Source organism: Pseudovibrio sp. Ad37 (assembly GCF_001623075.1).
Taxonomy (GTDB): Bacteria; Pseudomonadota; Alphaproteobacteria; order Rhizobiales; family Stappiaceae; genus Pseudovibrio.
Genome location: NZ_LMCF01000010.1, coordinates 1 through 11367 on the forward strand (window position 1 = coordinate 1; position 11367 = coordinate 11367).

The following is an 11367-nucleotide window of genomic DNA, read 5'->3' on the forward strand; positions in this document are numbered from 1 at the left end:
CCTTGGTTGGCACAAAGCCAGCAGACGAACCTGCTAGATGAGAGCTGTTCGCCTGCTGGATTTGTGCCAACCAAGGTGGGTCAATTTTAAATGATGATGCCGGATCAATTTTGAACGCTCATTGACAGAGGAGCGGGAGGACTATCCGGCAACTTTGCGCATGAGGGCTTCGATTGGGCCGCGTTTGAAGAACTGGCTCCAGATGAGAGCGTAGATAACTGCTGTAGCGCAGAAAATGACGGAGGCGAGGAAGGCTGCCTGCGGGGTTTGGCCGCCGAGCAGGCCGAGTTCTTCCATCACGCCCATGCCGAGTAGGATGTGGGCGAGGTAGAGCGTGAGGGTCTGGCGGCCTGCGGGGTTGAGGACGGTCAACACGCCGGAGCTTTTCAACATTGGGGCTGCGCGCAGGCATACGCCAACGACCATGGAGGCGACGGACATGCCAGCCATCAGGTAAAACGGCATTGGCGGCACCGGGCTTGTGCCCACCAGATCGGCCAGTTCCGGCTCTACCATCGCGATGAGCGGTTGCAGGTAAGCGCTGACAGCGTTGACGAACAGGAAGACCAGAAGGCCGCCGAACATGAGCGCATCTTGCGTTTTGGTGGAGGAGAGGTTCGAGCGGCTGAGCATCACGCCAAACAGCAGGAACCCGAGCCACGGGATAACCGGATGCCAGCCGTTGAAGAACAGATTGCGGAGGAAGCCGACCGGTGTCCAGAACTCAGGATAGGTCAGGTCGGTCCAGTTCCAGCCAGCGTCATAATCCAGCAGGATGACCATGAGCACAGAGGTGGCCACCAGACCCGCAATGAGCCAGCCCAGAGCGCGGGTGCTCACTGGCAGCAGCAGAGCGCCGAAGAGGAAGTAAAACGCGTAGTAGTGCAGGATGTCAGCATCAAAAATGAGCATGTTGAGCAGGCCGAGCACGAGCAGGAAGGCAGCGCGTTTGACCGTGGTGAAGATGGTGAGATTAAGCTCCCCTTTCATCCCCGCCAGACCAAGGCCTATGCCTGCCAGCACGACGAAGGTGGCTGCAGCGCGTCCTTCCAGTGCGTAGATGATGTTGCTGAGAATACCCTCAGCGCCTTCTGCGCCCATCACGATGGAGAAGTTGACAATCACCATACCCACGAAGGCGATGAACCTGGCAAGGTCCAGCCCCTCCAGTCGCCCGATTTTAGTTGCTGCAGCCATCACGTTCCTATCCGACCTGATATGGCCTATACTGTTCGTTCTGCCTCCCAGAGCACGCCGCGTTCATTTACATTCACGCACCGCACTCTAACATCTTTGTCGGAGCGAATTCTTTTCGTTTGCTTGAATCCAATCAAACGGAACACGCTCTAACCCCCAACGGGTTGCATGCCCTTTACCTTCTTCGTAATGCCGCCAAACAAGGTTTGAATTGCAAGTGCGCTGGCATCATTGGTTGCGATGTTTCCGGCCTGTGATGTGCTTGCTGCTGCATACAAAACAGCGTCCAGCGAGGCGATGATCCAGCTGTTTGGGATGAAGGAGAGAATGTCGCCTTCATCCTTTGCGCGATCAATTAAATCACAGAGTTCCTTGTCGTGGCGCTTGATTTCTCTAGCAATTTCGGGATCATCCCACACGTCTGGATTCTTCCAGAGGAAGTGACAAGAATCTGCATAAGGCACCAGAGCGCCTACAATGGCTTTGAGCTGTTCAAACGCTTTGCGCTTGCCTTTGATGGCTGCATAAGACGCTTCGTCCATCTGGTCTAAAGCGCGCAAGGCCACGTCACGCAGCAATTCCTCACGTGTGCCAATAACACGGTGAAGAGTTACGCGCTTTACGCCTGCGGCCTCTGCAATATCTGCCAGAGACGCCCGTGGCTGATTGTTGAGCACACGTACGGCTGCTTCCAGCAGTTTGTCTTTTGTGGTGTTGTTCAATGGTATCGACATGATACTTATATGTATCATTAGATACACAACTGTCAATAAAGGTCCTGTAATTTTCTGCAGGAAATAAGAAGGTTAAAAACCCATGTTTCTTCTCAATACGACGGATTTTTTATGAGTATTATCAAAAGAATGTGCCAAGCTTGCTTTGTGGCACCGGCTCTCTTCATGAGCGTGATTATTAGCCCGCCAGCCTTGGCTGACCATTGGGTGCCCTGGGCGTTCTCATGGGATAAGAATGGCGCAACACAGCAGCATATCAGCCCACAACAGGGTTTGAGTAAGATAAAGACAACCTCTCTGTGGAGCCCGGATGGGGAGCTGCTGGTGGTTCAGCTGGTTTCTTCCAAGAGCTTCAAAAAGACAGTTGAGTTGCTGGACAAGGACATTTCCTCCAACAGCAATCCGGAATTGATTGCCAGGTATGGCACGCTTCTGACGTATGGGGCCTATATGTCGGAGGATGAAGGCGAGATGGCTGAGTTGGCAGCCCGTGCTGATGTTTATTTTGATCAAGCACTGAGTCAAGATAAGGCCAGCTGGGGCGCGTGGCTTGGGAAAGCGACACTCTATGGCTTCTCTCATAAGCGGGATCAGGAGGCTTCCTCCATCAAAATCCTGAAGTCCATGATTGAGGCGCAGCAGAAAACCAAGTCCAACTGGCATCATGTGTACCCGTATCTGGTGCTTGGGGCGATTTATGAGCAGAAGCGGGACTTTCTGACTGCCAAAGACATCTGGACAGAAGGCCTGCAGCACTTTCCTAATAACGAAGCACTGCATGCAAAAATGATCGACTGATCTGATGTGCTGGCGAGATAACCTCTTGCCAGCCCCTCTCCTACTACTTTTTCTTCAATGCTTTGATGAAGGAATGCGCTGTTAGTCCGTGCAGGATAACGCTGAGGCCAATGGTGGTTACGGCAGTTGATGCGATGACGGAGCTGCCCGGCAGGTTCGCATCCAGCACGATAATAGCAAAGACGATGCTTGCCAGACCTCGTGGGCCAAACCAACCAATAAAGAGCTTTTCTTTTGTGCTCAAAGGCTCACCGCGCAAGACGAAAAGGACAGGCAAAATTCTGACGACCGTCAAGCTCAGGATGGAGTAGGCCAGGATTTCCCAAGTGAACTCGTGCAGGACTGAGCCGATGATAGCTGCACCAAAAATGAGCCATGTCATGAGGGAGAGCGAGTCCCCTATTCCTTCTGCTGAATCCAGGAGTTGCTCTTTGTAAGGCTTCTCCAACCAGCCGAAAACAATACCGCCCACAAAGGCCGCGATGAACCCGCTGCCACCTGCCAGTTGCGCGACTGAAAAGCAGCAGATCGCTAGAGCGACGACAGTCACCTGCTCCCACGTTTTGGATTGCTCCTTGGTCTGGAAAGAGTAATCAATGATCTGCCCAGCAAGAATGGCAATACCAATCCCCACTAGAACACCCAGGCCAATCTGCTCAGCAAGCAATTGCGCGGCCATTTTGTTCAGGTGGCTTATCAGGGATGGATCAGCTGCAATTGGGAGGAGAGAAAACACAATTGGAACGCAGATGCCGTCGTTTAACCCGCTTTCGGCATTCAGAGTTCCTCTGATCTTGGCTGGTACAGAGGGATCTGTCACCACGGCCTTGCCAAGCGCGGCATCCGTTGGAGCGAGTAAAGCAGCCAGAATTGCAATCTCGATGACAGGGAGTTGTGGCAATAACGCCATCCCGGCTCCGATGCCAAATATGATTGTGAGCGGCAAGCCAACCAAGAGGAGCCGTCGTGGCAAGTCAATATTGGTGGCAAGGACTTTGAGATTTGCTTTGGCTGCATCCGTAAACAAAACAATGGCAAGGGCCAACTCGGCCAGTGTCTTGATAGATTCATTGGTGAGCTTGACCTGAAACCACCCCAACCCGTCATTGCCAAGCAAAAAGCCAATGATGCAAAACAGCAATGCTCCATTGATCGGCTTTTGCTCCAGCCGTCGGCTCATCACACTGTACAAAAAAACCACTGCAAAGATGACGGTCAGATTTTGATAGGACATTTGGCCATTTTAATCCCGGCAGTGTCCACCATCCGTGTTCAGTGGATCGCCTTTAAGTTGCGCATTCCCGACACTCTAAGAAGATAGTCTTTGCATTGGTTTAAGCTGCACAAGCCGATTTGCCTGAGCGTCTCAACAGTCTCATTTATGCCCAGCGAAGACCTGCGTCGAATAATCAATCACGATTTGCTCGGCCTCCCCCCAATGTTCTTGCAGGATCTGATCAAGCTCAATCAGGAAAACACCATTGCTTGCTTTGATCGCAGTTTGAACTTTTGAGGAGGATTTGGCCATTTCAACAAAATCCTGATGTGACATGGAACGGGACCAAGGGTACCGCCGAACAGTTGCCTGAGCAAAGCCTGCCTTCTGCATCTCCTGCGCATAATCGAACCTGCGGTAATCTCTGGAGTAACTGGTGTTGTGCGTTTCGATTAAGGTTTCATAGGCGTGCATGAAAGCGCTGCCGTCCAGCTGCCGGTTGTTCTCAATAATCACCAGATACCCTCGTGAGGTGAGAACACGCTGTGCTTCCCGGTAGAACTTCGGTCGATCAAACCATTGTGCGGCCTGGGCGACGGTGATGAGATGAAAGGCACTGTCTTCGAACGGAAGCTTTTCAGCAGCGGATTGATGCCAAAACATTTCACCTGCCTTATCCCTTGCTTTTGCCTGAGACAGCATGTCTTCGTTGACGTCGCATCCTGTAAACTTGCTACCTGGTGACAGCCCTTGAAGTTGGCGCGTCAAAATTCCGGTACCGCAGCCAACATCCAGTAGATGCCCCTGCTCTTCACCTTTAGACATCTCCAACAGATCCACGATGTGATCTATCGCATCCTGTGGGTAGCGCGGGCGAGCTTGGTCATAGATTTTCTGCAGGCCGGAGAATGCGTGATCACTTGCAATATTCATAAAGCACCTCAACTTTGAATACATAAGTATACAAAAATTAAACATATCTCAAGTTGTTATTAGCAAATCATGCATCAGACACTTGAAGGTGGGTTGTTCAGTTTCAGATACTCAGGCTAATCAACATTGTGATGTTTGATGTAAACTCACTTGTTCCATCTGTGTCGAGCACGGTAGGTTTCTTCCATGAAAACAACGAATGATATCATTGATGGTGTACCCGTCATCGAAGAACTCAGTGTTGATGAGCTTGCTACTGGGAAACATCGTTTCTTCTTTAAAGCCTCCACAGACTCCTTGGGAAATTACCACCGTATTCCGGTGATTGTAATCAAGGGGGCGGAGCCCGGAACAAAGCTATTCATTCAGTCAACGCTGCATGGGGATGAGGTTCAGGGGGTGGATGTGATCCACCAAGTCTTGCCACATCTGGACCCTGATACGCTGAAGGGGACTGTGGTACTGGTACCGGGCGCAAACCCTCCGGGCATGCAGCAGGCCTCACGCTACTACCCTTCGCAGAATGACACGCTGACGTTCACAAACCTCAACCGCATGATGCCGGGGGATGCAAAAAGCTCGAATGCGGGAAGCCGGTTTGCCTATGCGCTTTGGCATAATCTTTATATGGGCAATGCGGACATCTTTCTGGACCTGCATACACAGTCAACCGGCACTGCGTTTCCGCTGTTTCTCTTTGCTGATTTTCGCAGTGCAGATGTGTGCCGTCTGGCAGCGCTTCAGCCAGCAGATCAGATCCTAGAAGATGATGGTATTGACGGTTCAGTTGAGACTGAGTTGGTTCGGGCCGGTATTCCATCGCTCACGGTTGAGCTTGGCTGTGCCAATGTGTTTGACCCGGATATGACCCAACGCGGCGTTCAGGGCATTTTGAACACTATGATCGACTACCGCATGATTGCGGGTAAAGTGAACCTGCTTGGGATCGAAAGCTATGTGGGGAACGACGATGTGTCGATCACTGCAGATACTGGTGGATTTGCCCGTGTGATGGTGCAGCTCAATCAGGAGGTTTCCAAAGATCAGCTGGTTGCCACCATGACAAACGCTTTCGGCGATGTTGTTGCAAAGTACACTGCACCTTGTGATGGGCGCGTGCTTTCTGTTTGCACAACTCCTTTGCGAGAGCCGGGCGCGACCATCGTACAGATCCTGCGGCGGGTATAGACTACCAAGTGAGAGCAGACAGCTTTATATCGGCCTGCTCTCGCCTTTCATTTACGCATATCGTTTGGCACCGACAACACACCCAACCACAACAACTGTCGCTGCAATCATCATTGAAGAGATCGTCTCCTGAAGCAGCAGCGCCGCGAGCATGAGGCCGAAGAACGGTTGCAAGAGCATGAGCTGGCCAACACCTGCAGCGCCGCCTAATGCCAGCCCGCGGTACCAGAACACAAACCCCACCAGCATGGAGAAGACGGAAACGTACATGAGGCCGTACCACGCAGTGGACTGACTATCTGGCAGCTGAGCAGGTACACTCAGGATTGCAGCGATCAGCATGACTGGAAGAGCCAGCGCAAGCGCCCATGAAATGACTTGCCACCCCCCAAGCTTTCTTGAGAGTGTTGCCCCTTCCGCATATCCAAGGCCACACACGATAATTGCGCCAAACATGTAAATAGAGCCGAGCAGTGAACCTTCTGCATCTTGTGAAAGCGCGAACGCCGCCACTGCCAGACTGCCGACGCCTGAGAACACCCAAAAGAATGGCTTTGGTCTTTCCCCTCCTCTCAAAACAGCGAAGATAGCTGTCGAGAATGGTAAAATGCCCATCAGAACCAGCGACTGCGCTGCCGTCATCTGTGCGAGGGCTAATGCAGAAAGTAGCGGGAAGCCTATCACCACACCGAGGGCAACGACTGCCAAGGACATGATATCCTGCCGCTTTGGGAACGGCTGCCTCAACACGCTCAGCAACGCAATACCCAGCAGTGCAGCAATCACCGCCCGAATGCTTGTCAGAAAAAATGGATCAAATCCGGCGACTGCTGTACGTGTTGCAGGCAAGGAGCCGCTGAAAATTATGACTCCGAGCAGACCGTTTCCCCAGCCCGCTGAGCTTCTTTGTGCCAGTGATGCTTGCATCATTCACCTCCGTTTTCCGTTTTTTATCGAGGTGGGGCTAGGCACAACAGCCACAAAACAATACAATTACGAGAAACTGTACTGCTACAATCATCAATACAGCAGGTGAGATGTAAAATGGCTTATGGGCAGCAAACACAACGTGTGATGCAGGCGGTGCGCAGCAAGATCAGCAGTCGTGCGTTGGAACCGGGTGAGAAACTGCCAAGCATCCGGGGCTTTGCCTCCACAATGAAGGTCTCCGCCTCCACTGTGGTTGAGGCTTATGACCGGCTTGCTGCCGAAGGGATTATCTTTGCGCGCAAAGGGGCTGGGTTTTATGTCTCCCCAAAAACACAGCCCTTTACAGTTTCAGAGATTGGGCCGCATCTGGACAGGGAGATCGACCCGTTCTGGGTCTCGCGTCAATCGCTGGATACCGGACTGGATATGCTCAAACCCGGATGTGGCTGGATGCCTGCAGATTGGATGCCGAACGCATCCCTACGCAAAGCCATTCGTAATTTGAGCAAGGCGGATGATCACTTGCTATCAGATTATGCGAGTACACGAGGTGCCAGCAATCTGAGACGGTTGCAGGCTAGGCAGTTTGCGGCAGAAGGGATTGAGGTTGATCCGAACCAGATTTTGCTGACCGGCTCTGCTACCCAATCTATTGACCTGTTGTGCCGGTTTTTGCTGCGCCCCGGAGACAAAGTTCTTGTCAGTGACCCGTGTTACTTCAATTTTCAGGCAATCCTGAAAGCGCATCAGGTTGAGATTGTGAGCGTGCCCTACACCAAGACAGGCATGGATTGTGAGCAGTTTGAGCAAGCTGTTGTGGAGCATAAGCCGCGTTTTTACATCTCCAACACCTCCTTGCATAACCCAACGGGGGTCACCCTCTCTCCTCAAGGTGCTCATAAGATCCTGAGTATCGCAGCTCGGCATGATCTCATCCTTATTGAGGATGATGTATTTTCTGAGTTTCTACCAGAAATAACACCGCGGTTGACTGCCTTGGGTGGCTTTGATCGCGTGATCCGTCTTGGCAGTTTTTCAAAGACACTTTCAGCTTCTGCACGTTGCGGATACATCGCTGCCAAACCAGAATGGATTGAAGCTCTGGTTGATCTTCAGGTGGCCACGAACTTCGGGGGTCCAAGCCCGATTACCACGGAGCTGATTTATGCCTGCCTGAGCGATGGGTCCTACCGAAAACACATGGAGGCCCTGCGCATTCGCCTTGCCAAAACACGGCGCGAGGTTTCTGCCAATCTTGCTGAATTGGGTATTCAGACCTGGCTGATGCCAGAAGGCGGCTTTTACCTCTGGTGCTCCCTGCCCGAAGGCATTGATTCAGCCGAACTCGCCCGTGCAGCCTTGCAGCAAAACATGGTTCTCGCTCCAGGTGATGTTTTCAGCCCAACCCAATCCATGGGCCAGTTCATGCGCTTCAACGTCAGCCAGATGGGGAACCCGATGACCTATGAGATACTTGCAGACGTGATGTGCAATCTTTAGAGACTTTCTGGTTGCCCTGTTTTAGTGCACCACAAGCTCCCAAAGCTTCGCTCCAAGAGCTTGTGGTTGAGATCACAACGCTACAACTTCATCTGCGATCAAGGCTGATTTTATCTGTGTTTTCAAGGCAACTTGGTCCGTAAGCTGAACACAGATGAGTGTGCCGTGTCTGGCAGGTTTCTTCAATTGAAGAGGCTCGTCATTTCCGTCAAGAAGACCACCTCGCCTGGCAAGCTGTTTCACGGCATTTCGTGATATTCCCAGTTCCTGAGCGAGCAGTCTGTCCAGTCTCAGGTTGACAGGCACTGCTGCGTTCAGGGTGATTTCAAGGTCTGTCCAGTCCTGTACTGTGCTTTCCACGATTTGCTTATGAACGGCAATCGACGCTTCGCCTTCTCGTGGCGCAGCTACGGCGGGCAAACCCGTTTTATCAAAAGCATACCTTTTCACTTGCTCAGGGCAATTAATTTGCAGTGCTCCCAGTAAATCCGGCGCGATCTGCTTGCGGTTGCGGCGTTCGATTATCGGGCGATTCCACGTGGCATCGCAGGTCATGCATTTGTAGATAAGCCATGCGTCCAGTCTGGTGCCATTTGCATTGAGACGGAACTTCCCTGATGGTTTGAAGAGCTTAAGAACTCCGCAGTTCTTGCAGGGAATAATCGGGTATGGTGGGTTTTCTGGTTGAAGCGTCCAGACGCATTTAAGCAATTTCGACATGTTTTTGGATTTCCACTTGTCAAAAAGCGGATGCGCAGCATGACGCCGTTACAGCACACGGTAAGGCTAAGGATTTTATAGAAAGCAGCGCGCAAAAATGCGCAAGGACAGTGCCAGAAATCACGAGGCCAAACCGGTCTCATGCCACCATCCGCGCAACAGAAAGCGCGCCGCAAAAGAGTATCTTTTGCAGAACAATGATAGGCTAAAAGAGACCGGTGATTACATAGGCAAAATTGATTTCTCACGTTGTTAACTAGGCAGTCAAGCTCTAGCAAAACACGCCAATCAGCGAAAGAGACTTTGAACGCTACGGAATTTTCCGAGATCTTGCTGTAGCTTTACTGCCACATTTACTTAGGTGTAAAGGCTATTTACGGGCACTAAGTCTCTGGTTCGAGGTAACCTTTACAGGAAACGATGTGCCCTACCACTGGAGCTGAAATCTGGACATCAAACGAAAACCGCCCATCCGTCTCTTGCTCAAAGCTCTCTCCGTGAGGTAGCAGAATTCGTGGCATCGGTATTGAGAATATAGACCATCTCCGAGGAACAAAGCGCAGCTTTCCCTCATCTAAGACGAGTGCCAGAGCAACCTTCACGGGTCCAAATTGTTCACTCAGAAGGTAACTGTCTTTTCCTCTACCCACTTTCAGAAAAGATTCAAATTCTTTTCCATCAAACGACCGGGTCCAGCTTAGACCATTTTCATCTGGAATCTGGGTGACACGCACATTCGCCGCGTCGTTCGTTTTGGGAAAACCGAACACACGACCTATCATTTTCGAAAGCAGTCCTGAGCCTCGATGAACTACTGCCTGACCTTGCCACGTTTGTTTTTGGCCTGAACCATGAAAGTCCTGTAACGTAGTTGGCAGAAGATTGAATGCGCTACCAAGCACTTGTTTGAACGGGTTGAGCTCGTCCCTTTGATCCTGCCGGAAGCCCATGCTAATCGGCCTTGTTGCAAAGAGCTTGCTATAGTCTTCCAGCTCCAGTTCCCGGGTCGCAGATCTTGCACCTGCTTCGGGCATTTCTCCTGCAACAATTTTGCGAATAATTGCTTCGATTGCCATGGACGGAATATAGGGGCCATCGTCACCTTCGGCCAACATATGCCATGACTGTTCGACGGGCTTATTATTCGCTGCACCGCTTACATGAACAAACATGCCGCCTCTATGCTCGCCAAACTTAAAGAGATTCAGCACCCGATAGAAAAGTGGAGATAGTGGCTCAAAAGATGGAAGCCTGAGTGTTGACCGCATCCGAGCCATCCAGTTTAACATCTTATGCAGGACTTCAGGAATAGGTCCCGCCCCCATCCAGATTGACTGCATTGTAGAATGCTCAGGTGGCAGGACTTGCAGGTCAGGCACGTCGACAAGCGAAAAATGGGTATTTCTCATGGGCAATTTGCCCGGTACAGAGATCGTGTAGCGCCGCGTTTCAGCAAGACCAATTGCTTGTGCACGCTTGCCCTCACGAAACAGCGTGATTGGCGAACCAGCGTAACCAACAATCGCGCGCATTACGTTGAGACCAACTCCCGCAAATGGAGATGGTGCAATACCTCCAGTCACGTGGTGTATCTCCATCGTCTTAGAGATTACTCGAAGGACACTTGCCGTCAGAACCGGAAAACTGCTCACGCCAGAAATCACAAAAATCCCGGCGGTCTTTGCCTGTTGGTCAAACTGTGAAACACCGAAAACAAAATCTGCGGCATCTGCAAAGTCAAGATAGTTCACTTTAGCTGCAATACAGGCTTCAACGGTGGCATATCTGTTTTGACCGTAGGCCTGAAACGGGCCTGAGGCATCAATTACAATATCAGGCTTTATTTCCGGTAGATGGAGAGCAATATCCGTGCGATCTAAAGCTAAAGGGGTGAGTGTTGCATCACCAGTGTGTTTTTTGCAGAAATCTTTAGCCTTATTACGATCACGTCCAGAAACGACAATCTCGATACTCTCAATATTTAAAAGAAGTTCGATCAGTCGTCCACCAAAGACCCCGTAGCCGCCTAGAGCTTGTCGCGTTTAATCGGTCATGTATCCAGCTGTTTTGAAGAAGTTGTTGCACTCTTGCTTTGTGAAGAGGTCGCAGACTTGGCCTACGGCCTGCCACAGTGCTTGATAACTTCTTGCT

Annotated in this window: 10 protein-coding genes and 1 pseudogene; 3 read left to right on the top strand and 8 right to left on the bottom strand. The window is 51.3% G+C overall.

What is annotated here, in order from left to right; all coding sequences use genetic code 11:
* Nucleotides 1–141: 141 nt before the first annotated feature.
* Nucleotides 142–1197: a DUF418 domain-containing protein gene (locus tag PsAD37_RS01725; RefSeq protein ID WP_063294675.1), complete on the bottom strand. Its 1056-nt coding sequence runs from the start codon at nt 1195–1197 to the stop codon at nt 142–144.
* Between the two features lie 149 nt (nt 1198–1346).
* Nucleotides 1347–1931: a TetR/AcrR family transcriptional regulator gene (locus PsAD37_RS01730; RefSeq protein ID WP_208991634.1), complete on the bottom strand. Its 585-nt coding sequence runs from the start codon at nt 1929–1931 to the stop codon at nt 1347–1349.
* A gap of 165 nt (nt 1932–2096) precedes the next feature.
* Between PsAD37_RS01730 and PsAD37_RS01735 the strand changes: the two genes are divergently transcribed.
* Nucleotides 2097–2729 carry a M48 family metallopeptidase gene (locus PsAD37_RS01735; protein ID WP_153039661.1) on the top strand — a complete coding sequence of 211 codons (633 nt, stop codon included), beginning with the start codon at nt 2097–2099 and terminating at the stop codon, nt 2727–2729.
* A 43-nt stretch (nt 2730–2772) separates the two neighbouring features.
* Here PsAD37_RS01735 and PsAD37_RS01740 read toward each other — a convergent pair whose 3' ends face one another.
* Nucleotides 2773–3963, bottom strand: coding sequence for a sodium:proton antiporter (locus PsAD37_RS01740; RefSeq protein ID WP_063294677.1), 1191 nt, complete (start codon nt 3961–3963; stop codon nt 2773–2775).
* 141 nt (nt 3964–4104) lie between these two features.
* Nucleotides 4105–4878, bottom strand: a complete 774-nt coding sequence (locus PsAD37_RS01745; protein WP_063294678.1) for a class I SAM-dependent methyltransferase — start codon at nt 4876–4878, stop codon at nt 4105–4107.
* A 186-nt stretch (nt 4879–5064) separates the two neighbouring features.
* Here PsAD37_RS01745 and PsAD37_RS01750 point away from each other — a divergent pair, with 186 nt between their 5' ends.
* Complete coding sequence (locus PsAD37_RS01750; protein WP_063294679.1) at nt 5065–6066, top strand: succinylglutamate desuccinylase/aspartoacylase family protein; 1002 nt, start codon at nt 5065–5067, stop codon at nt 6064–6066.
* Nucleotides 6067–6117: 51 nt separating this feature from the next.
* Here PsAD37_RS01750 and PsAD37_RS01755 read toward each other — a convergent pair whose 3' ends face one another.
* Complete coding sequence (locus PsAD37_RS01755; protein ID WP_063294683.1) at nt 6118–6993, bottom strand: DMT family transporter; 876 nt, start codon at nt 6991–6993, stop codon at nt 6118–6120.
* Nucleotides 6994–7110: 117 nt separating this feature from the next.
* On the opposite strand from PsAD37_RS01755, the gene PsAD37_RS01760 reads away from it, so the two are divergent.
* Nucleotides 7111–8496: a PLP-dependent aminotransferase family protein gene (locus PsAD37_RS01760; protein ID WP_063294680.1), complete on the top strand. Its 1386-nt coding sequence runs from the start codon at nt 7111–7113 to the stop codon at nt 8494–8496.
* A 72-nt stretch (nt 8497–8568) separates the two neighbouring features.
* On the opposite strand, the gene PsAD37_RS01765 is transcribed toward PsAD37_RS01760, so the two are convergent.
* The 3 genes and pseudogenes from PsAD37_RS01765 to PsAD37_RS29355 form a co-directional block, all read right to left on the bottom strand.
* Nucleotides 8569–9216: a DUF1062 domain-containing protein gene (locus PsAD37_RS01765; protein WP_084407631.1), complete on the bottom strand. Its 648-nt coding sequence runs from the start codon at nt 9214–9216 to the stop codon at nt 8569–8571.
* 383 nt (nt 9217–9599) lie between these two features.
* Entirely contained in the window at nt 9600–10814 is a 1215-nt protein-coding gene (locus tag PsAD37_RS29475; RefSeq protein WP_342633558.1) for a DUF4166 domain-containing protein, read from the bottom strand.
* 75 nt (nt 10815–10889) lie between these two features.
* Nucleotides 10890–11228: pseudogene (locus PsAD37_RS29355) on the bottom strand (saccharopine dehydrogenase NADP-binding domain-containing protein); the annotation flags it as partial.
* Between the last annotated feature and the right edge of the window lie 139 nt (nt 11229–11367).

What these genes read in the sequence shown, in the direction of transcription:
- PsAD37_RS01725 (WP_063294675.1), bottom strand. Translation starts at nt 1,197, where the DNA reads ATGGCTGCAGCAACTAAAATCGGGCGACTGGAGGGGCTGGACCTTGCC.
- PsAD37_RS01730 (WP_208991634.1), bottom strand. Translation starts at nt 1,931, where the DNA reads ATGTCGATACCATTGAACAACACCACAAAAGACAAACTGCTGGAAGCA.
- PsAD37_RS01735 (WP_153039661.1), top strand. Translation starts at nt 2,097, where the DNA reads ATGAGCGTGATTATTAGCCCGCCAGCCTTGGCTGACCATTGGGTGCCC.
- PsAD37_RS01740 (WP_063294677.1), bottom strand. Translation starts at nt 3,963, where the DNA reads ATGTCCTATCAAAATCTGACCGTCATCTTTGCAGTGGTTTTTTTGTAC.
- PsAD37_RS01745 (WP_063294678.1), bottom strand. Translation starts at nt 4,878, where the DNA reads ATGAATATTGCAAGTGATCACGCATTCTCCGGCCTGCAGAAAATCTAT.
- PsAD37_RS01750 (WP_063294679.1), top strand. Translation starts at nt 5,065, where the DNA reads ATGAAAACAACGAATGATATCATTGATGGTGTACCCGTCATCGAAGAA.
- PsAD37_RS01755 (WP_063294683.1), bottom strand. Translation starts at nt 6,993, where the DNA reads ATGCAAGCATCACTGGCACAAAGAAGCTCAGCGGGCTGGGGAAACGGT.
- PsAD37_RS01760 (WP_063294680.1), top strand. Translation starts at nt 7,111, where the DNA reads ATGGCTTATGGGCAGCAAACACAACGTGTGATGCAGGCGGTGCGCAGC.
- PsAD37_RS01765 (WP_084407631.1), bottom strand. Translation starts at nt 9,216, where the DNA reads ATGTCGAAATTGCTTAAATGCGTCTGGACGCTTCAACCAGAAAACCCA.
- PsAD37_RS29475 (WP_342633558.1), bottom strand. Translation starts at nt 10,814, where the DNA reads ATGGAGATACACCACGTGACTGGAGGTATTGCACCATCTCCATTTGCG.